The following is a 24,319-nucleotide window of genomic DNA, read 5'->3' as shown; positions in this document are numbered from 1 at the left end:
AAAATCTTATAGGGTTTTAAAACCCGCCTTTGAACCAGCTCATTATTCTTTTAAGTAACTGATTACAATTATTCCGTTCTACGACTACGTCTGTTGTTGGTTCGAACTGATGTTCTTTACCAAACTGAAGTAAGCCAACCGCTGTTGAATACACTGGTGTATTTACATATTCAGTTAATCCATTTATATTTAATGGAATACCTATTCTAACTTGTGAGTTGAATACGCTTTCTGCACATTCAACTAAACCTTCAATTTGTGCCGCACCACCAGTAAGTACAATGCCAGCCGCCAATTTATCCAGTTTTAATGACTCTAAAATAGTTTTTAATTCAGCTTCAACCATTCCGAATAGTTCAGAATATCGAGGTTCGATCACTTCTGCAAGTGTTTGTCGCTGTAAAGTGCGCGATGGTCGTCCACCGACACTTGCAACTTCGATAGTATCATCACGTTGTAATAACTTAGCATGCGCACAACCAAAGTTAACTTTAATCTCTTCTGCGTCTGCAGGAGGGGTACCAAATGCATACGCAATATCACTAGTAACTGCATTACCTGCATACGAAAATACCGATGTATGACGTAATGAACCATCATAAAATACGGCGATATCAATAGTGCCACCGCCAATATCGACAACACATACACCGAGTTCTTTTTCATCGTCGGTAACAACTGCATAACTTGATGCGAGAGCAGAAAAAATTAACTTATCCACTTGTAGTTCACAACGCTCAGCACATTTTACAATATTTTTTGCCATATCATTGTGACAAGTGATCAAATGTACCTTCGCTTTCATCCGAACACCGGATAAACCAACTGGATTTTTAATCCGTTCTTGATAATCAATAGCATATTCTTGTGGAATTACGTGTAAAATTCGATGTTCGTCACGAATTCTCACAGATCTTGCAGTGTAGATCACATTATCTACATCATCTTGTGTGACCTCATCTTCCGAGATTGCCACCATGCCAATTTCATCTTGGCTGCTAATGTGTTTACCTGAAATACTCAGGTAGACAGAAGATATTTTCATATCCGCCATCATTTCGGCTTCTTGTTTGGCACGTTGAACAGCTTTAACAACAGATTCCAGGTCGTTTACCCCCCCTTTATCCATGCCTCTCGATGCACTTTGTCCTAAACCGATAATGTTCAGTTCACCGTCAGGTAATAATTCACCTACAACAACGGCAATTTTTGATGTGCCGACATCTAAACCTACTATTAATTTTCGTTCCATCGATTTAGTCATTGTCATTACTCTTTATTGTCATTTTTCCAGCCAACTGAGAAACCTGTATCGTAACGTAAATCTATATAGGCTATTTTTTCTTTATCTAATACTGCAACATAATCGATATAGCGCTGAATTCGAGATATTGCATTTTCTCGTCCTAAACGAAGCATAATACCATTACTTAATTCGACCGTGATTGCATTACGTAAATTAAGCGAAACTTTAACTATTTTATAATTATTTAGCTGCAGCAATCCGTTGAACTCATTGAATTTTGCGAGTGTTTGTTCGATTTTATCATTCGGACTATAAAGTTTCACTAATGATTTCGGCGCACTATTGATATCTGCATCAAACACTATCCCGTCTTCGTTCAATAATTGCGTATCATTCCACACTGCAACAACGGGTTGTTCTTGAATATATACACGCAATAAATCAGGCCAACTTTTACGTACCGACGCGTGATAAACCCAAGGTAACGATTCAATTTTATTTTGAATATCATCAACATTTACCGAAAAGTAATTTTCTATTGCCGGTTTTTGCAACAAGACGGTTCGGATATCATCGTCACTAACATACTCTCGATCCCCCTGAATAATCAGGGCTGACATTGGCATTTTGCTGGCATCGGTCAAGTATGCTTCCATACTGCTAAACATCCAGCTAAAAAATACTAACACCAAAAAAAAGAAAAAGAGACCTAAACTACGCCTTAAACGTAATGGCGCTAATTCTTCAGCGCAAACTTCATCCGCTTGAATCTCAAGTTCTGTGAGCGCGTAGATATTATCATCTAAGGCTTCATTTCTCGGTGTTGGAATAACAGCTGTCATATCAAAATTCGTTTATTAATGCGCGAGCGCTAATACTTTAGAAACCAAACTCTCGAAGTTATACCCAGCAGCATTGGCCGCCATTGGCACCAAACTCTTTTCTGTCATGCCCGGTACCGTATTTACTTCCAACAATTGAAACTGACCCCGTGCATCTAACATTGCATCAACACGACCCCAGCCCTCTGCAGCTACAGCACGAAATGCTTTTAATGCATAAGCTTGCAGTTGTTGACGTTGTTCATCGGTAATAGGGGCTGGACACAAGTACTCCGTGGTATTTGATTGGTACTTAGCTTGATAATCATAAAACGTATTTGGCGTTTTAAGCTGAATCACCGGCAACACTTCATCACCTAAGATCGCAACCGTGAATTCAGGTCCTTCAATCCATTGCTCAATTAAGATCTCATTATCATACTCAAACGCAGCCGTGACAGCTGTTTCTAATTCCGCTACGTTATGCACTTTAGCCATACCGATACTGGAGCCTTCTTTCGCCGGTTTAATAATTACCGGAGAACCAAGATCCGCAATAATATCGCTTGCTATCGCATTATCAAAATGATTTGGTGTAACAATGCGATAAAGCGCAGTCGGTAAACCTTGAGACTGCCAGATTTGTTTAGTACGGATCTTATCCATCGCTAATGCGGCGCCTAAAACCCGGCTACCGGTATAAGGAATGGCAAGCTGCTCTAATGCACCTTGCATCACACCGTCTTCGCCACCACGGCCATGTAGTGCAATAAACGCATGGGTGAAACCATCACCCCTCAGTTGACTAACATCGTATTCGGCGGTATCTAAAGCATGCGCATCAACACCTGCACGTTGTAAGCCTGATGTGACTGCGATGCCCGATTTTAGTGAGACTTCACGTTCGGCAGAATACCCACCAAATAATACCGCTACTTTTTTAATGCTTGTTACGCTCATGATTACTTCTTCCATTGTTTCATCGTACTAACATTCATTTCCATTGCCGCCAGTTCCTTAGCAAGCGTACCCACATTACCAGCACCTTGGGTTAATACCAAGTCACCGTTTTGTAAATGTTCAGCTAAAATGGCTGGGATTTCATCTGGACTAGAAACAAAAATTGGTTCAATATTACCACGTTGTCTAATACTACGACATAATGAGCGACTATCAGCACCAGGGATTGCTTCTTCACCTGCCGGATATACTTCTAATAAAAATAACAGATCAACCTTTGATAACACGTTTGCAAAATCTTCATACAAATCACGGGTACGTGTATAACGATGTGGTTGGAATACCGAAACCAAACGTTTTTCAGGCCAGCCTGCACGTGCGGCAGTAATAGTAACATCAACCTCGGTCGGGTGATGACCATAGTCATCAACCAGCATCACATTACCTGCGCCTGAATCAAATTCACCAAGATGATCAAAACGTCGACCAGTACCCGCAAAGTTAGCGAGCGCGGTAATAATCGCGCTATCATCAATACCATCTTCAGTCGCGACAGCTACTGCAGCAGTCGCATTTAAAGCATTATGTTGACCCGGAGAATTCAAGCTTACACGTAAATCTTCGCGATCTTTACGACAAATCGTAAAGTGACTTTTATGACCTTTTTGCACATAATCGATAATACGTACGTCGGCATTTTCGGAGAAACCATAAGTCACGACCTGACGACCAATGTCTGGGATCAACTTTTCAATAACTGCATCATCAGCGCACATAACGGCTAAACCGTAAAATGGCAAGTTATGCAGAAAATCCATAAAGGTTTTTTCTAATTTAGCAAAATCACCACCATACGTATCCATATGGTCAGCTTCGATGTTCGTCACGACAGCAACCATCGGCTGCAGCAATAAGAATGATGCATCGCTCTCATCCGCTTCAGCAATCAGATAACGACTTTTACCTAAACCTGCATTGGTGCCAGTGCTCTTCACTAATCCGCCATTAACGAATGTAGGGTCTAAGCCTGCTTGATGGTAGATACCTGTCACTAGTGCTGTAGTCGACGTTTTACCATGTGTGCCTGCAATCGCAATCCCATGACGAAAGCGCATTAATTCTGCTAGCATTTCAGCACGTTTAATCACCGGAATACGGTTTTCATGTGCCGCCATAATTTCAGGATTTGTGAAATCGATAGCCGTTGATACCACCACTACGCTAGCATTCAGTACATTTTCCGCTTTATGCTCAAAATTAATTTTTGCACCTAATTTGACTAAACGTTCAGTCACTGGATTAGGCGCGAGATCAGAACCCGTGATCTGATAACCTTCATTCGCTAATACTTCTGCGATCCCACCCATTCCAGCACCACCGATGCCAACAAAATGAATAGTTTTCACACGACGCATCTCTGGCACTACCGTTCTTAGTTGTGCGATCTTTTGTTCAGACATTATCTATCTCTCTTAACTTAATGCTGAACAGGCATTTGCGACCTGCTCAGTTGCATCTAGAATAGCAGCACTTTTGGCTGCATTTGACATAGCGACAAGTTGTGCTTCATCGTCAATCCATTGCTGTAATAATTTGGCTAAATCCACGGCATTTAATTGGCCTTGTGGGAGTAATACCGCGCCACCTGCTTGTACCAATGATTGGGCATTTTTAGTCTGATGATCATCCACTGCATGTGGTAATGGAATAAAAATAGCGGGTAGTCCTGCAACAGCCACCTCTGACACCGTCAACGCACCTGCACGACACACTACCACATCAGCTTGATGATAAGCTTGCGCCATGTCATCAATAAAATCAGATACTTTAATCTCAGCTGTAACACCAGCAGACTGATAAGCAACATTCACCGCAGTACTATTATTTTTACCCACTTGATGGCGGATACTAATTTTATCTTGGGGTAATAGCGCCAGTGCTGCTGGTAACGTTTCATTTAATACTTTTGCGCCTAAGCTACCACCAACAACCAATACCGTCAGCTTACCTGTGCACACGTGTGGTCGTGCATGTAAAGCCAGTACATCTTCACGTACTGGATTGCCAACCAACAGACCCTGAGAAAATGCACCAGGAAAGGCCATGAGTACACGTTTAGCAATTTTAGCTAATAGACGGTTAGTGAGACCTGCCGCCGCATTTTGCTCATGCAATACCACGGGAATACCTTGTAACCAAGCCGCTACGCCACCCGGTCCACTAGCAAACCCCCCCATCCCTAAGACAACATCAGGTTTGAATTTTTTCATCACTTTACGTGCCTGTAACACGGATTTTAAAATTCGAAAGGGTGCAAGACATAAACGCTTAACTCCGTTACCACGCACCCCTGAAATATCAATGAATGAAATATCAAATCCATGTTGTGGGACTAAATCGGCCTCCATACGATCCGCAGTACCAATCCAATGAATCGCCCAGCCCTGCTGTTCTAAATATTTTGCTACCGCAATACCAGGAAATACGTGACCACCAGTGCCACCAGCCATCACTAATAAACGTTTTGTCATAATATTATCTTTCAGTGTAATAAGATTTAATCAGTTATTAAGGCGTAACTTGCTCATACATATGATAACTAACTGGGAGTTGTACTATTTGACATCGACACTTTTTGTGCACGATATTCATAATCGATTCGTAATAGCACCGCCACAGCACAACTCATAATTAGTAAGCTCGACCCACCATAACTCACGAGGGGTAATGTTAACCCTTTCGTTGGTAATAATCCGGAGGCTGCACCAACGTTAACCAAGGTTTGAAAACAAAACCAAACACCAATGCTAATTGCTAAAAAACCAGCAAAAAATTGATCCGTTTCCAGACTACGACGACCAATTTGCAGCGCTTTAAATACCAATAACATCTGTAGCATCAAGACGATAAAAACGCCAACGAAACCTAATTCTTCAGCTAGAATTGCAAATACAAAATCGGTATGAGCTTCTGGTAGATACTCTAATTTTTGAATCGAGTTACCAAGCCCTTCACCGCTAAAACTACCACGGCCAAATGCCATTAAGGATTGGGTTAATTGATAACCACTACCAAATGGATCATCCCAAGGGTCAAGAAAAGAGGTTATCCGTCGCATTCGATACGGCGATAATATCACTGCTAATACACCCAGTAAAATAGCCACAACACATAGTGCCATGAAGTGCACCAACTTTGCACCACCGATAAATAACAGTGCTACACTGGTGGTTAAAATAACCATCACAGAGCCGAAATCAGGTTGAAAAAGAAGCAATGTAGAGATAACAGCGATCACCAGTAAGCCATTAACAAAACCTTTATAGCTTTCTTGTAATAAGCTTTTTTGACGGACTAAATAACCTGAAAAATAAATAAAGAGGGAAAATTTAGCAAACTCGGCGGGCTGCATATTCAAGGGGCCAAGCGAGAGCCAACGAGTACTGCCATTAACCGTACGACCAATGACTAATACCACGATCAATAAAGCAATAGCGACAAATAAAAACCGCACACTATTTCGCTCATAAAAGACAATCGGTACATTCAACACACAGATTGCAGCACACAAGGACACGCTCAGAAAGACTAAATGCTTTTTCACAAACATGAAGGGATCATCACCCAACGCAATTCCTTCAGGTAAGGATGCCGATGCAACCATCACCAAACCAACCATCATTAAAATAATCGCTAATAATAATAGCTGGCGATCATAAACCGCCGCGCGCTGCTCTTCAGCACCTAATAAATAGGCTTTCGTCCGTGTCAGAAATTCCATTATAATGCCTTCACTAGCGCTCTAAAGTGGTCACCCCGAGCCATAAAATTAGCGTACATATCGATACTTGCACATGCAGGTGACAACAAAACCCAGTCACCCGGTTGTACAAGCTCACTAATTTCAGCAATCGCAACGGCCAAGTCAGGGACCTGTTTCGTATTTTCCGTTAACGCCGAAAAGCGTTCACCGTCTTTACCAAAGCAATACGTCAACGCAATGTCATCACGTAATGCGGGGACTAAAGGACTAAAATCAGCGCCTTTGCCATCTCCGCCAACAATCAGGTATAAGTGTCCTTTAACACTGCTTTTCAACCCGGCCAGCGCCGCTAGTGTAGCTCCGACATTGGTGGCCTTAGTATCATTAATCCACCTTACCCCATTAAGTTCACGAATAAACTCACAGCGATGTGCTAGCCCCGTAAATTGACGCAAGCCCGGTAACGTTTTAGTTCTATCCACACCTGCCGCATCAAGCAGGGCAATGGCAGATAATGCGTTCATTAAATTATGCACACCGGTGATCTGTAACTCATCGGCGCTGATAATACCCTCACCTTGATAAGCAAGCCAAGTACTACCGCGTTGTTGGATCAAGCCATAATCAGCATCATCTTCACCAAAGCTACACTTAACCACATTGAGCGTATTATCTTGTGCAGGACAAGCCGTTAATACATCATCACGATTTGTCACCACGGTTTGCGCATGCTGATAAATTGATAATTTGGCTTGGCGATAGGCTTCGAAATCAGGGTAACGATCAAGATGGTCGTCTGTTACGTTCAGTACGGTCGCAGCAATAGCCTTTAGACTATGGGTAGTTTCTAATTGAAAGCTTGAAAGCTCTAACACATATAACTGATAAGGATCGGCTACATCCAGTAGGTCTAATGCTGGAATGCCAATGTTGCCACCGATTGCGGTTTTTACGCCTGCCGCATTCGCCATTTCACCAACCAGTGTGGTCACGGTTGATTTACCGTTTGAGCCAGTGATGGCAATAATGGGCGCTTTTGCAGCCCTGACAAACAACTCAATATCACCAATCACTTCAACACCATGTTGTTGCGCAGCGGCGATCGCAGGCGTTGCAATGGCAATACCAGGACTGACAACTAATTGTTTAGCTTGTAATAAGATCTCTGGATGTAAGCCACCCTTATATAAGGTTACCTGAGCTGGCAACTCATCTTGTCCCGGCGGTGCATCACGACTATCCACAACAACAGGAACTATGCCTTGCTTTAGAAAATAACGGACACAAGACAGACCGGTTTGGCCTAAACCAACAATAACGATAGGCGATGCCATATTTTGCTCAGATAATGGTGTCATTAGCGTACCTTCAACGTGGCTAAGCCAATAAGTACTAAAATAATAGTAATGATCCAAAAGCGTACAATCACACGCGGTTCAGGCCAACCTTTTAGTTCATAATGGTGATGAATTGGTGCCATTCTAAAGATGCGTTGACCACGTAACTTATAAGAGCCTACTTGTAAGATAACCGATACTGTTTCCATAACAAAAACACCACCCATGATCACTAACATAAACTCTTGGCGAACTAATACCGCGAGCGTACCTAAACCCGCACCTAATGCCAATGAACCAACATCGCCCATAAATACTTGCGCTGGATACGTGTTAAACCATAAGAAGCCAAGTCCGGCACCAACCATCGCCGCACACACAATCACTAATTCACTGGCTTGTGGGATGTAAGGGATAAACAGATACTCAGCAAATTTAACGTTACCTGTTAAGTAAGATACAAGCATAAATGCACCTGCGACTAATACCGTTGGTAAGATAGCTAAACCATCTAAACCATCGGTTAAGTTAACCGCATTACTACTCCCCACAATCACAAAATAAGTTAATACAATGAATAACAATCCAAGTTCTGGCATATATTCTTTAAAGAAAGGCACAACTAATGTCGTTTCTGCCGCCGAACCTGCCGTTGCATAGAGGTAAACAGCGATACCAATTGCGACCGCTGACTGCCAGAAATACTTCCAACGCGCAATCAAGCCATCGGTATCTTTACGGATCACCTTGCGATAGTCATCCACAAAACCAATCGCACCAAACGCAACAAACACAAACATCATGATCCAAACATAGGCATTATCTAATCTTGCCCATAATAGCGTTGATACTAAAATTGCAACTAGGATCATTACGCCCCCCATTGTTGGCGTACCACGTTTACTGAAATGTGATTCAGGGCCATCATCACGTACCACTTGACCAATCTGCATATCTTGCAAATAGCGGATAAGTTTAGGTCCCATCCATAATGTCAGTAATAACGAGGTAATTATCGTGATAATTGCACGAAATGTGAGATATGAAAAAACTCTGAATAGCGAGAAATGCTCACTTAAAGATTCGAACAACCAAACTAACATTTTATTTCCTTTACTGTATTTTTAACTAACATTGTATTTTCGATTAACATAGCACTGTTCTCAGATAGCTTTGTGGTTAACAAACTGATTGCCAGCTCCATTTTAGCACTACGGGAACCTTTAAATAATAAAGTAAACATCTGCTCTTTAGGAGCAGTAGTGATTAAGTCAACTAACGCATCAACCAGTGCTGGCTGTGCTAAAAAGGCGCGACCAATAACACCAGCAGTTAATGCAGCTTCACGGCTAACGGCACCACAAGTATAAACATGGTCAACCTGTTGCTGCTGAGCATAATGCCCAACTTGTTGATGCATATCAGCAGTACTAACGCCCAGTTCTCCCATATCGCCCATTACTAATACATTTGTTGATTTGAAATGGGTTAATACATCAATGGCCGCCTTTACTGAGGCAATATTGGCATTATAGCTATCATCAATAATACGAATACGTGAGGTTAATTGTGATATTTTCAATCGGCCCTGTACACTAACCATAGATTCAAGGCCTAACTTAATGGTTTTAATATCAATACCAAAACAACTTGCCATTGCAGCCGCGGCTAATGCATTAGCGACATTATGACGACCTGCAACACCTAAGTTAATTGTACAGTCACTATCTGGCGTACATAATCTAAACGTCGAGTTACCCGAACCATCAAATTCAATATTAGCTGCAAAATAATCAGCACTCTCATCAACAACCGAAAAGTTAACATGTCGCTCTGAATCAACTTTACGTAACCAGTATTGATAAAACTTATCATCGCGGTTTAGTACCGCCATACCTTGTTGCTTAACCCCTGATAATATTTCACTTTTAGCCAATGCGATGCCCTGTAGATCACCAAAGCCTTCTAAGTGTGCCGCATCAACATTATTGATTAACACCACATCTGGCAATACCAACCCCGTGGTATAAGCAATTTCTTTTTTGTGATTAGCACCAAGCTCCATCACCGCAAATTGGTCTTCTTGCTGTAAGCGCAGTAATGTCAATGGAACACCAATGTCGTTATTAAAATTGCCTGCAGTTGCTAATGTTGGTGCTACTTGTTTTAAAATCGCCGCCAGCATTTCTTTCGTCGTGGTTTTTCCATTACTGCCAGTAAGCGCTGCAACTTTAGGATTAACATGTTCACGCACCATTTTACCTAACAGACCTAAAGCAACACGGCTATCTTTTACCAGAATTTGCGGGATATCCACCGCTTGCTTTTTTGTTACAATAGCAGCAATAGCACCTTGCTCTGCCGCTTTGGCAACAAAACTATTGGCATCAAAATTATCACCACTTAACGCGACGAACAAATCACCAACTTTAATCGTGCGTGTATCTGTTGAAACATGAGTAATGACGACATCATCACCTTGGTACTTGGCATTGAGTTGTGTCGCAATTGCACTTAACGCTAAACTAATCATTATTTGTTACTCAACATCTCTGTAATAGTCTCTCGATCACTATAATGGTGTTTATCTACACCGATAATTTGATAATCTTCATGGCCTTTACCTGCCACCAAAATAATATCGTCAGCACGACTTTGTTCCATCGCCCAATGAATAGCACTACGGCGATCATGAATAACTTGCATTGCATCAGGGTTAGCAAGACCGATTTTCATATCATCTACAATCGAAGACGCAGACTCAGTACGTGGATTATCATCTGTAATGACAGCCATATCTGCAAATTGTTCAGCTACTTGTGCCATTATTGGTCTTTTACCTGTATCTCGGTCACCACCACAGCCATAAATGCACCAGAGCTTGCCTTCACAATGCACACGTAATGCTTGCAGGGCTTTTTCTAATGCGTCAGGTGTGTGAGCATAATCAACCACGAAAGCAGCTTGCCCTGCTTGTTTGAATAATTCCATACGGCCACATACGGCGGTTAATTTTGGTGCTACCTGTAATAAATCATCCAAATCATAACCGAGTGCTAACAAACTCGCGCAAGCGGCCACCACATTAGAGGCATTAAACTCGCCAATTAAACCACATCGCAGTGTACCTTCACCCCAGCTGGTTTTTAACTCGCAGCTAAAACCACCGGTATCAAAATTTAAATCATGACAACATAAAAAAGCACCAGAATAGGCTGATAAATCTTGCAGGACTGAAAATCGGATAGCATCAGGCCATTGCTGTGCCCATGCTTTACCGTAAGTATCATCAACGTTAAGGATCCTATGTTTCACAGCACCTTGAAATAAGATTTTTTTGGCATCGGCATAACTATCCATATCTCCATGATAATCAAGATGATCACGGGTTAGATTGGTAAATAATGCCACATCAAAATCGAGAGAATTCACACGACCTTGAATCAAACCGTGTGAGGATACTTCCATAGCACACAATTCTGCACCTTGTTGTACTTGGTTCGCTATTTCAGCTTGTACATCTAAGCCGCTACCTGTGGTATTTTCGGTTTGCACTAATTGATCGAATAAGCCATTACCGATCGTCCCCATCACACCAGCTTTACCGTTTAATAAAGTAACCCAGTTGGCAATAATCTGCGTGATAGTGCTTTTACCATTAGTGCCTGTAACACCGACAAGTTTTAATTGCTGCGAAGGAAATTGATAAAAACTATCGGCTAATGCGGATAAGGCCTGATTTAGACCAAAAAAAGCAACAATAGGGATACCATCAACATATTCAATATGACCATGTTCAGCCTGAATATCAGCGTCTTTCAATACCAATATCGCACCACATTGTAATGCATTGCCAATAAATCGGCGACCATCAAGGGCATGACCATTTACCGCGACAAAACAGTCACCCGCTTGTACTTTCCGACTATCAATGATCAACGCGTTAACCGCTAATTCAAGATCAATATTCCACATTTGTAGAGATAAGACTCGACATGACGAATTCATTTCCAAACCCTTAATATTTAAAGCCCGTAGCATTCAACAATCCTTAGTATCAAACAATCCTTAAACGCCTGAGCGCCGTTTAATTTCTTAAGAGTCTTTTGCTGTTATCGTTAATGATTGTTTTTTATCTGGTGTTATATTCAACATTTGCAATGTTCTTTCCATTACTTCCGCAAATACTGGCGCCGCGATCACGCCGCCGTAATAACGATCACCACTTGGAGAGTCAATCACCACCACTAATGCAAGGCGTGGATTAGACACAGGTGCGACACCGGCAAATAAAGCAACATAATCATCGCCATAACCACCCGCAATAGCCTTACGGGAAGTACCAGTTTTACCTGCAACACGATAACCATCAATGCTAGCTCTCTGACCCGTACCGCCTTTTGTTACTACGCTTTCCATCATGAGTAATAGCTCTTTCGCGTTATGTTCAGATAACACCCGTTCAGACAACGGCATGGTTTCTTGTTTTCTGATCGTCAGTGGACGATATAAACCACCTGAACCAATCGTTGCATAAGCATGAGCAAGCTGTAATGTCGTCGACTGCATGCCATAACCAAAGGATAGCGTTGCATTCTCAAACTCTGACCAGCGTGAACGTCGTGGCATATAGCCTCTACTTTCACCATTTAAGATCAAACTACTTTCATTACCAAAGCCAAATTGATAGTAAGTATCGAGTAAACGTTGATGGCCTAATTTCAACGCTATTTTACTTACGCCCATGTTCGATGAATAACGTAGAATATCACCCAGTGTAATGTCACCACGGTTGCGGGTATCTTGTACTAAACGGCCACCTAGACGCATACGTCCGGGGTTGGTATCAATAATTGAATCGGCGGCAATAATGCCATTATCTAAACCACTTGCAATAACTAACGGTTTAATGGTGGAGCCCGGTTCGTAACTATCCGTGATAGCCCGATTCTTTAACTTATAACTGTCATATTTGTTACGATTGTTGGGATTAAACGATGGACTATTTACCATTGCTAATATTTCCCCGGTTTTAACATCAATCATTACCAATGAGCCCGACACGGCACCATTGTATTTAACCGCTTTTTTCAAGCGCTGATAAGCTAATGATTGGATACGTTGATCGATACTGAGTTGAATATTATTAGCTTGTTCACTTTGCTGAATAACAGAGATGTCTTCAATGACATTTCCTAACCGGTCTTTACGGACAATTCGTTTACCTGGGGTGCCAGTAAGGAAATCATCATAAGCCTTTTCAACGCCTTCAATACCAATGTCATCAATGTTAGTCATGCCAACCAGTTGTGCGCTGACTTCACCTGTGGGATAAAAACGGCGCGACTCTGGTACTTGGCTCACGCCGACTAATTTTAATTCATCAACATACTTAGCAACCGCAGGACTAATTTGGCGCTTGATATACATAAAACGACCATTAGATGCCATTATTTTTGCTTGCAGTTCAGCAAGATTTAGATCTAAGATCTCGGCAAAAGCTTGCCATGCCCGTTTGTTATCAAAACTATTTTTATTCTTAATTGTGCGAGGATCAACATGAATGGCCATAACCGGAACACTAACCGCCAATTCAACACCATTACGATCGGTGATAATACCGCGTTGAACTTGCTGTGACGTGACCCGTAGAGAACGCATATCTGCTTGTTTACGCAGATGTTCAGGATTGATCACTTGGATGTAAGCAGTACGGGCGAGTAAGCTTAAAAAGATAATAACGACCGTGGCCGCAACTAAATGATAACGCCAAAGGATAAAATTGGCTGGTTCTTCGTGGGCAATATTTCTACGATTTGTCACTGCTGTTTCACCAATTTCTCTTCTGCAGTACTTGGTCGATACATACCGAGTTTATGTTTTGCGGTGTATTCAATTTTACTGTGTTCTTCTAGCGTACTTTGTTCTAACAATAAGTTGCGCCATTCAATATCTGTAAAGTCACGCTGAGTCAGTAACTGCTCTTTATTATTAGTGAGTAAACGGGTTTCATGCGTTAGCATAATCACGGCAAAAGCGGAAATTAAGATGGCAAACAATAGACTAACGACTCGCTTATGCTGGCCGATGTCAGTCATAATAACCTTGCCTAAATCCCACTTAATGCCGAACATATTACAATTTTTCCGCCACGCGTAATACAGAACTACGCGCTCGAGGATTGAATTCTAATTCTTGCTCCGAAGGTTTTAGCATTTTACCGACCGCCTTCATGGTACGCGTTTTATCAATTTCTTCTTGCATGATAGGTAAGCCGTATGGCACTTCTTTACCACGCGCTTGTTTACGAATGAATTGCTTCACAATACGATCTTCTAACGAGTGGAAGCTGATCACAGATAAACGACCACCAGACTTAAGACATTTTAATGCGCCAGCTAATGCACGTTCGATCTCTTCTAATTCACTATTAATATAAATACGGATCGCTTGGAATGAACGTGTAGCCGGATGTTTGGTTTCTTTTTTCGATTTTGGCACAACACGACAAATTAAACTTGCTAACTGTTCTGTCGTTTCAAATGGTGTACCGTCACGATCAAATACCACTGCACGCGCAATCTTACGGGCAAATTTTTCTTCACCAAATACTTTCAATACCCACACAATATCATCATAATCAGCTGTTGCGAGCCATTTCGCCGCACTAAGACCGGATGTTGGGTCCATACGCATGTCCAACGGTCCATCACGTAAAAAACTGAAACCACGTGATGCATCGTCTAACTGTGGCGAAGAAACACCAAGATCGAGTAACACGCCGTCAACTTTCTCTGTTAATCCTTTATTTTCCATATATTCAGCAATACCAGAAAATGGTCCGTGAACAATATCAAAACGAGGGTCTTCTAATTTTAAAGCTTCACCAACTGCAATCGCTTCAGGATCGCGATCGATTGCGATCAAGCGGCCGTTTTCACCTAATTGCGACAAAATAAAGCGAGAGTGACCACCGCGACCAAAAGTACCGTCAATGTAAATTCCGTCCGGTTTTAAGTCGAGTCCGGCTACGGTTTCGTTAAGTAAAACGGATACGTGTGCAAATTCTTGTGTCATGTCGATGAAAGCTCTTAAAAATACTTAAAATTATAGCAGGTGCTAAAATGGTTATTGTAACGTAAAAGGTCCAGTTTAGGGAGGGGTAAAACGGATTGCAAGTGATGTAGATAATCTGAGGGAAAAAATAAACAAGAACTTATCTATATAAAGACGATATAGATAAGTTCTTGGAGTTGGTCGATAAGCCGGGTTTTGTCGTGGACAATCATTCCTCTAGGTCTGCAATCGCTCACAGACTCAAGCAACCTACCCGCTTTCAGCGTGGGCCACGCCTATAGAAAGCCTATTTGGTCTTGCTCCGGGTGGAGTTTACCCTGCAACGAACTATTACTAGTCGTCCGGTGCGCTCTTACCGCACCCTTTCAGCCTTACCTGTGCTTCCGAAAAAGCCATCGGCGGTCTTCTCTCTGCTGCACTTGTCGTAGGCTTGCGCCTCCCAGGCGTTACCTGGCACCCTGCCCTGTGGAGCCCGGACTTTCCTCCCCCCTATAACCTCGATATAAATACCGAGTCATAAAGCAGCGATTGTCTGACCAACTCCAAGGCGGAGGATAGTACATAATCTAAGACAAAAAATCCAGCGATTAATTAAAGTTTTCTAAACCCCATTTATACAAGGCGTTCTTTTTGCAACCGTGAATTTCTGCCGTTAATGCAGCTGCTTTTTTCAACGGTAATTCCTCATTCAACAACTTTAATGTATTCAATATCTTAGCGGGAATTTCAAGACCTGTAGGTTTATAGCCCGCAACTAAGAGTACAATTTCACCACGGCTACGGTTACTGTCTTCCGCTACCCATGCTGCTAACTCACCCACTGGCATAGTAGTAATACTTTCAAACGCTTTGGTTATTTCTCGTGCAACACACACTTCACGCTCAGGACCCATGATCGCCGTTAAGGCATCTAAGGTGTATTGCAGGCGACGTGGTGATTCATAAAAAATCATCGTACGGGTTTCTTCTTTCAGCTCGGTAATTTTATCATTACGGGCTTTTTCTTTCGAGGGTAAAAAACCTTCAAACGAGAAACGATCTGATGGGAGACCAGAACCACTCATTGCAGTTACTGCAGCGCAAGGACCGGGTAGTGGGACCACTTTAACACCATGTGCACGACAGGTATTTACCAAATGGTAACCAGGGTCACTGATCAACGGCGTACCGGCATCTGAAACCAGCGCGATGCTGATACCAGATTGTAGTTTTGATACTAAGTATTCTGCTTTTTGCTGTTCATTGTGATCATGCAAAGCAAATGTTTTAGTCTTGATTTGGTAATGGCTTAGCAGTTTCCCAGTATGGCGGGTATCTTCTGCAGCAATTAAATCAACACTTCTTAGTATCTCTAAACCACGCTCTGTGATATCAGAAAGGTTGCCAATCGGGGTTGGAACGATAAATAAAGTTGCTTGTTCAGACATTTCATTCTCATGGGTAGTTTTTTGTTAAGCGATGATGCTTTAGTATAGGGGTATTATAAATCTCTTTTGCAGGATAATACACCAATGGAATTTAAGTACAGTTATTCCCGCTTGATTATGTTTTTTAGTTTGAGTTTACTGCTCAGTGCGTGTTCAAGTACCACAACATCTGAAAAAGCGACATCGAAGCCTCAGCTAATTGGTGCGCCAGACGTACTCACGCAAATAGATCAACCGGCGCAATACTACATTGATAAGATAGCATTAGCGAATAAACCACAAACTATCTCTTGGCAGTTATTATCCGCACGTGCTTTGATTACAGAAGGTCATCCGCAACCTGCGCTTGATATATTATCATCGGTAGAAAGAAATCCATTATCAACACAGCAATTATTTGAAGTCGCGTTAATCAAATCAGAAGCCTATCTATTAGAAAAGCGCTATCAGGATGCAGCCACAGCGTTAAACTTTAGCTCGACACTAAGCACACTGAAATCCGCACATTGGCAACGTTACTATTTATTAAACGCTACTATTTCCGAACTTCTGAATAATAATGCGAAAGCCGTTGAATACCGCGTCGCGTTAAATGACTTCCTCGATGTAGAGCTGCATAGCACCAATAATACGCGTATATGGGAATTAGTCACGGTAATACCAGCGTCAGAGTTACGCCAGCTAGCACAACAGTTTGATACTGAAAACCCAACGCTTTCAGGTTGGTATCATTTAGGTATGGTCGCACAACAATATCATACCGACCCACAATTGCTCATTCAGAATTTACAAATATGGAAAACAGAATACCCACAACACCCTGCATTGAGTACTTTCCCTGTCCAACTGGTAAAAGCAATGGCAATAACGCCTTATTCGCCAAATCAAATCGCGGTACTTGCCCCTTTAACGGGTAAACGCGCAGTCGCAGGTGAAGCAATCAGAGACGGAATGCTAAGTGCTTACTATCAAGATGAAGAAGCAGATAGAATTAACTTACGTTTCTATGATACGGCAGCAACAAGCGCAGATGAACTGTACTTACAGGCTATTGATGATGGGGCTGACTTTGTTGTAGGTCCATTATTAAAATCAAATTTGACTAAAGTATTACCTCTGGTAAAAGAGGTACCATTAATTTCATTAAATAAACTGACTGAAGCACCCACAACAGAAAGTATCTATTATTTCTCATTAAGTTCTGACGATGAAGCTATTGCTGCCGCGAAAAAAATGCAAAAAGATGGTATCAAACAACCCTTAGTACTCGCACCAAATAACCGAACCGGTAATCGCTTATCAGCCGAGTTCACCAAGCAATGGCAATTACTCACGCAGGGTACAAACGATACTTATAAGTATAAAAGCCGCAGTGACATGCAAAATACGGTAACCACGCTATTTTCAGTGACGTCGAGTAATCAGCGTATTAACTTAATGAAAAGTCTAGTCGGTGCTGATATTAAAGCTAAAACCCGTAGTCGTCGTGATATTGATGCCATTTATATTATTGCCACGCCTTCTGAAGCGATGTTAGCAATTCCTTACATCATTACAACCCAGAACCCTTATGCGCCACAGGTTGCCCTGTATGCGAGTTCACGTACCCATGGTGATAATCTTTCTAAGAGCCAAAGTCGTGACCTTAATGGTTTAATATTTAGTGATATGCCTTGGTTGTTGAACCCAGATCGCGAACTTAAACAGCAAACTTTGGCACTGTGGCCAAATATGTCAAAAATCCAGCAAAATCTTTTTTCGATGGGCTACGATTCATTTAAATTAATTCCAAACCTGCTACAGCTACGTAATTTTCCGAACTTACGCCTAGCTGGCCAGACTGGCATTCTTTATATTAATGAAAACGGCATTATCGAACGCGAATTTAGTTGGGCTAAATATCGCTCAGGCAAGATAAGACTTGAGGACACTAACGCTGAAACCAAAACAACCCCGTAAACGCGGTGAATATTTTGAAGGTATAGCAGCCGATTTTTTACAGCGCCAAGGATTAATTATCTTGGCGCGAAATTTCGCTTGCCGTCAAGGTGAAATAGATTTAGTTTGCCAGCACGGCGCAAGCTGTGACATAAAATCAACAACAACACTACCCTCCTTAGTATTTGTCGAGGTAAAATATCGGAAATACACCCATTACGGCGGTGCTATTTCAGCAATTCCGGTCGCGAAACAACGAAAATTGCGTTATACGGCGCAATATTATATGGTGCGCCACGGAATAAATGAAAACTACACCCCTTGCCGTTTCGATGTGATAGCCATTGAAGGTTCCAGTGATAATATTCAATGGATAACCAATGCTTTTTAGAGTAGATACCCATGTTAGAGCTAATTAAAGAAAATTTTACTGAAAGTATTCAAACTAAGATCGCCGCAGCCGAGGCGTTACCCGAATACATTCAAAACTCAGCCATGATGATGGCACAATGCTTATTAAACGGTAACAAGATCTTAATCTGTGGTAATGGTGCATCAGCTAGCTTGGCACAAAATTTTTCTGCATCATTATTAAATCGTTACGAAACCGAACGCCCAAGCTTACCAGCATTGGCATTAACCCCAGATTGTACGCTAATGACAGCCATTGGCACCGACACCAGCTTTGATATGGTTTATTCTAAACAAGTGCGAGCCTTGGGAAATGACGGTGATATTCTGGTTGTCATCTCTGCAGGCGGTCACAGTCGTAATGTCATTAAAGCGATTGAAGCAGCGCTAACACGCAATATGACTATTGTCGCTTTAACCGGTAAAGACGGTGGGGAAATATCTGGGTTATTAGGTCCACACGATGCCGAAGTCCGCGTACCATCGCGCCGGGAAGCAAGAATACAAGAAGTACATGCTCTGATCATAAATTGTCTTTGTGACATTATCGATCAAACCTTATTCCCACAACAAGAGTTCGAAGAATGAGTATAGCAGTGGCAAGAAAACTTAAATATTGGCTGACTATCAGTATCACAATACTGAGCTTTGCAGTTATACAAGGCTGCAGTAACACCGGTAGTTTTAGCCAGTTAATTGATGATGAAACAATTACCTTGGATATCACAGCAGGGCTTAATGATACCAACATACAACTACTCTTAAATAACAACCTGCATATTTTAACCAACAACAGTAAAGTATTACTATCAGGTCAAGTTAGAACCGAAGCTGAGCGTAATACAATCGTCGATATTGCCGCAAACACAGCGTCTGTGCAGCAAGTATATAACCAGATCCGTTTAGGTACACCAATCTCATTTGAACAAGCCAGTAAGGATGCTTGGCTTACCACAAAAGTGAAAACCAGTATTCTTAATTTAAAAGATGTTGAACCGCTGGGAATTAAAGTGATCACTGAAAATGCCGAAGTATTCTTAATTGGACGAGTAACTAAAGAAGAAGGCGATAAAGTTGCCGAAGCGGCGCGTTATGTCGTAGGTGTAGATAAAGTAATTAAAGTATTTGATTATCGCTAATCAGCGAACAGTTTTGTAAATCTAGCATAAAAAAATGCAGTACTGAATGATGTCCGTCGACAAATTCAAGTACTGCATCTATTAGTTAATTAAGTGTTATGTTACTTAATGACCCGTAAAGAGGGTCTACCTTTAGCAGGTTTTGGACGCTCAGGTGTTTCGCTCTCATCATCAGAGCTAACCGCAGGCGCACTCACTAGAGCCGGCGTACTTCTCTCTTCACTTGGCTCAACAGCCGCTTCCGCGCTCTCTTGCTCGGCTTGGTCGATATATGCTTGTTCCGGTTCAAACATACTACCAGCACCATTTTCACGTGCATAGATAGCAGTAATAGCCGCAATTGGCACATAAACATCAAATGGCACTCCACCGAAACGAGCATTAAAGCTCAACGCGGTGTTGTTTAGCTCAAAAGCAACCACAGCTGTTGGGGCAATATTCAACACAATTTGGCCATCTTGAACAAACTGCTGCGGTACATAAACACCAGCAATATGCGCATCAACAACAATATGTGGTGTTAAGTCATTATCAAGTAACCACTCATAGTGACTACGTAATAGATAGGGACGAATTGGGGTCATTTTATCCATAACTTACATTAACATTCTCATTTCACGTTCTTGTTCAGTTAAAGATGCTTGGAATGATTCACGGTCGAATACACGAAGCATATAGTTCTTTAACTCACTTGCAGCTTGACCTGGAAGATCGATACCTAGCTCAGGTAAGCGCCATAGTAACGGAGCCATATAGCAATCAACTAAGCTGAACTCTTCACTCATGAAATATGGGTATTCAGCGAAAATTGGGCTGATACTCATTAATGCTTCTTGTAGTTGCTTACGCGCTACAGCAGCTTCTTCAACAGAGCCTTTCATGATCTTCGTCACTAATGAATACCAATCGTTCTCGATACGGTGCATCATTAAACGACTGCTACCACGAGACACAGGATAAACCGGCATCAAAGGTGGATGCGGAAAACGCTCATCCAGATATTCCATGATGATACGTGAGTTATATAATGTCAGTTCACGGTCGATTAATGTTGGTACTGTCTGATATGGATTCAAATCAATTAGATCTTCAGGTAGGTTATTACGATCAACCTGATGAATATCAACACTTACGCCTTTTTCAGCTAAGACGATTCGGACTTGATGACTATATAGATCAGTCGGCTCCGAATATAACACCATAACTGAACGTTTATTAGCAGCTAATGCCATGCCACCTCCAATAAATTGTAAACACAAACGCCAATGATAGCCTAAACTAGCATTGGCGGTACGTAATTCTTTTACCAGCAACTTTTACAAGTAATGCGGCAACATCTCAGTGGTTAGTGGATATCACGCCAGTATTCACGGTTCAGGAACCAAGTAAATACAAGTAGAATCAGTAAGAATCCAATAACCCAGAAGCCCATCTCTTGACGTTCAAGCTGATTAGGCTCTGCCGAGTAAACTAAGAAGTTTACCAAATCGAGCATTGCTTCATCAAACTCTTCTGCTGATAACTCACCGTTTCCATCGGGACTTAGGTAGCTAGTCAGAATTTCACCTGTTGCAACACCATTAGCGTCAACAACTTCGGTTTCTTTAACAATTCTAGCACCTTCCGGCAGATCTAGCTCTTCTTCGTTATGTTTTATTTCTAAAAGACGCGCTGTACCTTGCAGTTCTTCAAGTACATGCGGCATACCCACACTTGGGAATACTACATTATTCACACCAAATGGGCGAGTTTCGTCAATATAGAAAGAACGCAGGTAAGTATAAACCCAATCTGCACCACGTAAACGCGCTTCGAGTGTTAGGTCTGGTGGTGTAGCACCAAACCATTTCGCACCACTTTCAGCAGGCATAGCAGTTTTCATTAATGAGCCTACTTTAACGCCTGTAAATACCAAATTTTCAGTCATTACATCACGACCGATACCCAGATCATCAGCAACACGTGAATAACGTTGATATTGAGTCGAGTGGCAAGTAGAGCAATAATTCATGAAGATTTTAGCACCATTTTGCAGTGATGCCTTGTCTCTTAAATCATAATTTGCTTCATCTAAATGCGCAGCATTACCAGATGCAAATGCAGCCATAGGCAATAGGGTAAGTAACGCGATAAATAATTTTTTCATTACATTGTCACCCTTTTTGGTAATGGTTTAGTGGTTTCATTCTTACTGTAGAACCACAGCAGAGCAAAATAGCCAAAGTAGCCTAATGTGGTAACTTGCGACAATAATGTACGGCCAGGTGTTGGTGATAATGTACCTAGTACGCCAAGAATGATGAAACAAATAACAAACTGAGCTAAATTTAATTTATGCCAAACACTACGATAACGGATTGATTTCACTTTTCCGCGATCGATCCAAGGCACTAGGAAAAGCATCACAATAGCTAGGCCCATCATGATCACACCACCAAGTTTGTCCGGAACCGCACGTAAAATAGCGTAAAATGGGGTGAAATACCACACTGGCGCAATATGATCCGGTGTTTTCAATGGATTTGCCGCTTCGAAGTTTGGCGCTTCTAAGAAGTAACCACCACCCTCAGGCATAAAGAAGATAACAATACTACATAAGATAAGCATCACCACTACCGCAACAGCATCGTGCACAGAGTAGTAAGGGTGGAATGGAATACCGTCTTTCGGCCAACCATTTTCATCTTTGTTTTCTTTGATTTCAATACCGTCTGGGTTATTAGAACCAACGTGATGCAGTGCAACGATGTGTAAGAACACCAATACCACAAGTACTAATGGCACAGCAATAACGTGTAGCGCAAAGAAACGGTTTAATGTCGCACCCGAGATTACATAATCACCACGGATCCAAAGTGTTAAATCATCACCAATTACTGGAATCGCACCAAACAAAGAGATAATAACCTGTGCACCCCAGAATGACATTTGACCCCATGGAAGTAGATACCCCATGAAAGCTTCAGCCATCAGTGCTAAAAAGATTAAGCAGCCAAAGACCCACAATAATTCACGTGGTTTTTGGTATGAACCGTACATCAAACCACGGAACATGTGCAGATACACCACCACAAAGAATGCTGAAGCACCCGTAGAATGCATATAACGTAACAACCAGCCAAATTCAACATCACGCATGATGTATTCAATTGAAGCAAAAGCACCATCACCAGATGGGTTATAATTCATCGTTAACCAGATACCCGTCAGGATCTGATTAACAAACACAACCGTAGCTAAAATGCCAAAGTAATACCAGAAGTTAAAGTTTTTCGGCGCTGGATATTGACCAGCGTGTTTATTCCATGTATCCGTCATTGGGATACGGTCATCAATCCAATTGACTAATTTACCAAGCATTAGGTAGCTCCCTTATCTACACCGATTAGAATCGTCGTGTTATCAATATAATAATGCGGTGGTATGACTAGATTCAACGGTGCAGGTACACCTTGGAATACACGACCAGCCATATCAAATTTAGAACCATGACATGGACAGAAGAAACCAGAAGAAACACCTTCGACTTGTTCGCCAAAGCTATCAGGCAGATAAGTTGGAGAGCACCCTAAGTGAGTACAAATACCAACGGCTACAAATAAGTCTGATTTAATCGAGCGATATTTGTTTTGTGCGTAATTTGGTTGTTGTTCTTGTTCTGATGCCGGATCGCGTAACGAACCATCATGCTGTTCAAGTTCGTTTAACACGCTTTCTGTACGAGATACAACCCATACAGGTTTGCCTCGCCATTCAACGCGAATTAACTGACCAGGTTCAATTTTACTAATATCAACTTCAACCGGAGCGCCAGCTGCTTTAGCTTTAGCACTCGGATTCCAAGATTTGATAAAAGGTACGGCTGCGCCGACAGCTCCAACACCACCAACTACACATGTAGCAGCGGTCAAAAAGCGACGACGACCAGAATCAACAGGCGCATTGCTCATCCAATTATTCTCCCATTCGGACTCAGCGCAAATTATTGTTATTATCTTGCAGTGAATACCATTTCAAAAAAGATAACTTTTTATTAGCTAAAAAAGTTACATAAATGCCGTTGAATTTTAATTAATTGGTTACATTTTTACAAGGATAATGAGACATTAATCATGAATTTTCAGTGATTAAGTCAATATCTGTCGCTTATGACTCAGTAAACAGAGCAAGTAGCTCTCTTTCTGTGTTAAGTACTGTCGC

23 protein-coding genes and 1 other RNA gene are annotated in these 24,319 nt (G+C 41.7%); 4 read left to right on the top strand and 20 right to left on the bottom strand.

What is annotated here, in order from left to right; all coding sequences use genetic code 11:
- Nucleotides 1-16: 16 nt before the first annotated feature.
- From ftsA to rsmI, 15 genes are all read right to left on the bottom strand, one after another.
- Complete coding sequence (gene ftsA, locus HWV03_RS01285; protein ID WP_211678146.1) at nucleotides 17-1,264, bottom strand: cell division protein FtsA; 1,248 nt, start codon at nucleotides 1,262-1,264, stop codon at nucleotides 17-19.
- A gap of 5 nt (nucleotides 1,265-1,269) precedes the next feature.
- Nucleotides 1,270-2,088 (bottom strand): cell division protein FtsQ/DivIB, encoded by an 819-nt coding sequence (locus HWV03_RS01280; protein WP_211678145.1) that lies wholly within the window; start codon nucleotides 2,086-2,088, stop codon nucleotides 1,270-1,272.
- 15 nt (nucleotides 2,089-2,103) lie between these two features.
- Entirely contained in the window at nucleotides 2,104-3,042 is a 939-nt protein-coding gene (locus tag HWV03_RS01275) for a D-alanine--D-alanine ligase (RefSeq protein WP_211678144.1), read from the bottom strand.
- Nucleotides 3,030-4,490, bottom strand: a complete 1,461-nt coding sequence (murC, locus tag HWV03_RS01270) for a UDP-N-acetylmuramate--L-alanine ligase (RefSeq protein WP_211679941.1) — start codon at nucleotides 4,488-4,490, stop codon at nucleotides 3,030-3,032. The genes HWV03_RS01275 and murC overlap by 13 nt, the downstream gene beginning before the upstream one ends.
- A gap of 9 nt (nucleotides 4,491-4,499) precedes the next feature.
- Nucleotides 4,500-5,558, bottom strand: coding sequence for an undecaprenyldiphospho-muramoylpentapeptide beta-N-acetylglucosaminyltransferase (gene murG / locus HWV03_RS01265; RefSeq protein ID WP_211678143.1), 1,059 nt, complete (start codon nucleotides 5,556-5,558; stop codon nucleotides 4,500-4,502).
- 68 nt (nucleotides 5,559-5,626) lie between these two features.
- Nucleotides 5,627-6,808: a cell division protein FtsW gene (gene ftsW, locus HWV03_RS01260; protein WP_211678142.1), complete on the bottom strand. Its 1,182-nt coding sequence runs from the start codon at nucleotides 6,806-6,808 to the stop codon at nucleotides 5,627-5,629.
- Nucleotides 6,808-8,148 (bottom strand): UDP-N-acetylmuramoyl-L-alanine--D-glutamate ligase, encoded by a 1,341-nt coding sequence (gene murD / locus HWV03_RS01255; RefSeq protein WP_211678141.1) that lies wholly within the window; start codon nucleotides 8,146-8,148, stop codon nucleotides 6,808-6,810. Before murD ends, ftsW begins: the two co-directional genes overlap by 1 nt.
- Entirely contained in the window at nucleotides 8,148-9,230 is a 1,083-nt protein-coding gene (mraY, locus tag HWV03_RS01250) for a phospho-N-acetylmuramoyl-pentapeptide-transferase (protein WP_211678140.1), read from the bottom strand. Before mraY ends, murD begins: the two co-directional genes overlap by 1 nt.
- Nucleotides 9,224-10,660, bottom strand: coding sequence for a UDP-N-acetylmuramoyl-tripeptide--D-alanyl-D-alanine ligase (locus HWV03_RS01245; RefSeq protein ID WP_211678139.1), 1,437 nt, complete (start codon nucleotides 10,658-10,660; stop codon nucleotides 9,224-9,226). Before HWV03_RS01245 ends, mraY begins: the two co-directional genes overlap by 7 nt.
- On the bottom strand, nucleotides 10,660-12,135 hold the full coding sequence (gene murE, locus HWV03_RS01240) for a UDP-N-acetylmuramoyl-L-alanyl-D-glutamate--2,6-diaminopimelate ligase (RefSeq protein WP_255547000.1): 1,476 nt from the start codon (nucleotides 12,133-12,135) through the stop codon (nucleotides 10,660-10,662). Before murE ends, HWV03_RS01245 begins: the two co-directional genes overlap by 1 nt.
- An 87-nt stretch (nucleotides 12,136-12,222) precedes the next feature.
- A complete protein-coding gene (locus HWV03_RS01235; RefSeq protein ID WP_211678137.1) occupies nucleotides 12,223-13,950 on the bottom strand; it encodes a peptidoglycan D,D-transpeptidase FtsI family protein in 1,728 nt (575 codons plus the stop codon).
- Nucleotides 13,947-14,225, bottom strand: coding sequence for a cell division protein FtsL (gene ftsL, locus HWV03_RS01230; RefSeq protein WP_255546999.1), 279 nt, complete (start codon nucleotides 14,223-14,225; stop codon nucleotides 13,947-13,949). The genes HWV03_RS01235 and ftsL overlap by 4 nt, the downstream gene beginning before the upstream one ends.
- Before the next feature lie 37 nt (nucleotides 14,226-14,262).
- A complete protein-coding gene (gene rsmH / locus HWV03_RS01225) occupies nucleotides 14,263-15,204 on the bottom strand; it encodes a 16S rRNA (cytosine(1402)-N(4))-methyltransferase RsmH (RefSeq protein ID WP_211678135.1) in 942 nt (313 codons plus the stop codon).
- A 168-nt stretch (nucleotides 15,205-15,372) separates the two neighbouring features.
- Nucleotides 15,373-15,748: RNase P RNA component class A (gene rnpB / locus HWV03_RS01220), an RNA gene on the bottom strand.
- A gap of 43 nt (nucleotides 15,749-15,791) precedes the next feature.
- Complete coding sequence (rsmI, locus tag HWV03_RS01215) at nucleotides 15,792-16,631, bottom strand: 16S rRNA (cytidine(1402)-2'-O)-methyltransferase (RefSeq protein ID WP_211678134.1); 840 nt, start codon at nucleotides 16,629-16,631, stop codon at nucleotides 15,792-15,794.
- A gap of 84 nt (nucleotides 16,632-16,715) precedes the next feature.
- On the opposite strand from rsmI, the gene HWV03_RS01210 reads away from it, so the two are divergent.
- From HWV03_RS01210 to HWV03_RS01195, 4 genes are read left to right on the top strand one after another with little or no spacing between them, the layout of a single operon-like run.
- Nucleotides 16,716-18,590, top strand: a complete 1,875-nt coding sequence (locus HWV03_RS01210) for a penicillin-binding protein activator (protein ID WP_211678133.1) — start codon at nucleotides 16,716-16,718, stop codon at nucleotides 18,588-18,590.
- On the top strand, nucleotides 18,553-18,960 hold the full coding sequence (locus HWV03_RS01205) for a YraN family protein (protein ID WP_211678132.1): 408 nt from the start codon (nucleotides 18,553-18,555) through the stop codon (nucleotides 18,958-18,960). Before HWV03_RS01210 ends, HWV03_RS01205 begins: the two co-directional genes overlap by 38 nt.
- 11 nt (nucleotides 18,961-18,971) lie before the next feature.
- Nucleotides 18,972-19,568: an SIS domain-containing protein gene (locus tag HWV03_RS01200; protein ID WP_211673714.1), complete on the top strand. Its 597-nt coding sequence runs from the start codon at nucleotides 18,972-18,974 to the stop codon at nucleotides 19,566-19,568.
- Nucleotides 19,565-20,119, top strand: coding sequence for a BON domain-containing protein (locus HWV03_RS01195; protein WP_255546998.1), 555 nt, complete (start codon nucleotides 19,565-19,567; stop codon nucleotides 20,117-20,119). Before HWV03_RS01200 ends, HWV03_RS01195 begins: the two co-directional genes overlap by 4 nt.
- Before the next feature lie 101 nt (nucleotides 20,120-20,220).
- Here HWV03_RS01195 and sspB read toward each other — a convergent pair whose 3' ends face one another.
- The 5 genes from sspB to petA form a co-directional block, all read right to left on the bottom strand.
- Nucleotides 20,221-20,712 (bottom strand): ClpXP protease specificity-enhancing factor, encoded by a 492-nt coding sequence (sspB, locus tag HWV03_RS01190; protein ID WP_211678131.1) that lies wholly within the window; start codon nucleotides 20,710-20,712, stop codon nucleotides 20,221-20,223.
- 3 nt (nucleotides 20,713-20,715) lie between these two features.
- The gene (sspA, locus tag HWV03_RS01185) at nucleotides 20,716-21,351 is read right to left on the bottom strand and encodes a stringent starvation protein SspA (RefSeq protein ID WP_006032937.1); all 636 of its coding nucleotides are present in this window, start codon (nucleotides 21,349-21,351) and stop codon (nucleotides 20,716-20,718) included.
- Between the two features lie 113 nt (nucleotides 21,352-21,464).
- The gene (locus tag HWV03_RS01180; RefSeq protein ID WP_211678130.1) at nucleotides 21,465-22,265 is read right to left on the bottom strand and encodes a cytochrome c1; all 801 of its coding nucleotides are present in this window, start codon (nucleotides 22,263-22,265) and stop codon (nucleotides 21,465-21,467) included.
- Complete coding sequence (locus HWV03_RS01175; RefSeq protein WP_211673711.1) at nucleotides 22,265-23,479, bottom strand: cytochrome b; 1,215 nt, start codon at nucleotides 23,477-23,479, stop codon at nucleotides 22,265-22,267. The genes HWV03_RS01180 and HWV03_RS01175 overlap by 1 nt, the downstream gene beginning before the upstream one ends.
- A complete protein-coding gene (gene petA, locus HWV03_RS01170) occupies nucleotides 23,479-24,069 on the bottom strand; it encodes a ubiquinol-cytochrome c reductase iron-sulfur subunit (RefSeq protein WP_211673710.1) in 591 nt (196 codons plus the stop codon). The genes HWV03_RS01175 and petA overlap by 1 nt, the downstream gene beginning before the upstream one ends.
- Between the last annotated feature and the right edge of the window lie 250 nt (nucleotides 24,070-24,319).

The organism is Moritella sp. 36, from assembly GCF_018219415.1.
In the GTDB taxonomy this organism is placed as follows: Bacteria; Pseudomonadota; Gammaproteobacteria; order Enterobacterales; family Moritellaceae; genus Moritella.
The sequence above is the reverse complement of the archived record's forward strand: the minus strand, read 5'-3'. Positions and strand labels throughout refer to the sequence as shown.

Excerpts from the sequence above, each read along its gene's own strand:
- petA (WP_211673710.1), bottom strand. The coding sequence starts at position 24,069 with ATGAGCAATGCGCCTGTTGATTCTGGTCGTCGTCGCTTTTTGACCGCT.
- sspB (WP_211678131.1), bottom strand. The coding sequence starts at position 20,712 with ATGGATAAAATGACCCCAATTCGTCCCTATCTATTACGTAGTCACTAT.
- rsmH (WP_211678135.1), bottom strand. The coding sequence starts at position 15,204 with ATGACACAAGAATTTGCACACGTATCCGTTTTACTTAACGAAACCGTA.
- HWV03_RS01210 (WP_211678133.1), top strand. The coding sequence starts at position 16,716 with ATGGAATTTAAGTACAGTTATTCCCGCTTGATTATGTTTTTTAGTTTG.
- ftsW (WP_211678142.1), bottom strand. The coding sequence starts at position 6,808 with ATGGAATTTCTGACACGGACGAAAGCCTATTTATTAGGTGCTGAAGAG.
- HWV03_RS01280 (WP_211678145.1), bottom strand. The coding sequence starts at position 2,088 with ATGACAGCTGTTATTCCAACACCGAGAAATGAAGCCTTAGATGATAAT.
- murE (WP_255547000.1), bottom strand. The coding sequence starts at position 12,135 with ATGAATTCGTCATGTCGAGTCTTATCTCTACAAATGTGGAATATTGAT.
- HWV03_RS01175 (WP_211673711.1), bottom strand. The coding sequence starts at position 23,479 with ATGCTTGGTAAATTAGTCAATTGGATTGATGACCGTATCCCAATGACG.
- sspA (WP_006032937.1), bottom strand. The coding sequence starts at position 21,351 with ATGGCATTAGCTGCTAATAAACGTTCAGTTATGGTGTTATATTCGGAG.
- HWV03_RS01195 (WP_255546998.1), top strand. The coding sequence starts at position 19,565 with ATGAGTATAGCAGTGGCAAGAAAACTTAAATATTGGCTGACTATCAGT.
- rsmI (WP_211678134.1), bottom strand. The coding sequence starts at position 16,631 with ATGTCTGAACAAGCAACTTTATTTATCGTTCCAACCCCGATTGGCAAC.
- murD (WP_211678141.1), bottom strand. The coding sequence starts at position 8,148 with ATGACACCATTATCTGAGCAAAATATGGCATCGCCTATCGTTATTGTT.
- murG (WP_211678143.1), bottom strand. The coding sequence starts at position 5,558 with ATGACAAAACGTTTATTAGTGATGGCTGGTGGCACTGGTGGTCACGTA.
- HWV03_RS01200 (WP_211673714.1), top strand. The coding sequence starts at position 18,972 with ATGTTAGAGCTAATTAAAGAAAATTTTACTGAAAGTATTCAAACTAAG.
- mraY (WP_211678140.1), bottom strand. The coding sequence starts at position 9,230 with ATGTTAGTTTGGTTGTTCGAATCTTTAAGTGAGCATTTCTCGCTATTC.
- HWV03_RS01275 (WP_211678144.1), bottom strand. The coding sequence starts at position 3,042 with ATGGAAGAAGTAATCATGAGCGTAACAAGCATTAAAAAAGTAGCGGTA.
- ftsL (WP_255546999.1), bottom strand. The coding sequence starts at position 14,225 with ATGACTGACATCGGCCAGCATAAGCGAGTCGTTAGTCTATTGTTTGCC.
- HWV03_RS01180 (WP_211678130.1), bottom strand. The coding sequence starts at position 22,265 with ATGAAAAAATTATTTATCGCGTTACTTACCCTATTGCCTATGGCTGCA.
- ftsA (WP_211678146.1), bottom strand. The coding sequence starts at position 1,264 with ATGACTAAATCGATGGAACGAAAATTAATAGTAGGTTTAGATGTCGGC.
- HWV03_RS01245 (WP_211678139.1), bottom strand. The coding sequence starts at position 10,660 with ATGATTAGTTTAGCGTTAAGTGCAATTGCGACACAACTCAATGCCAAG.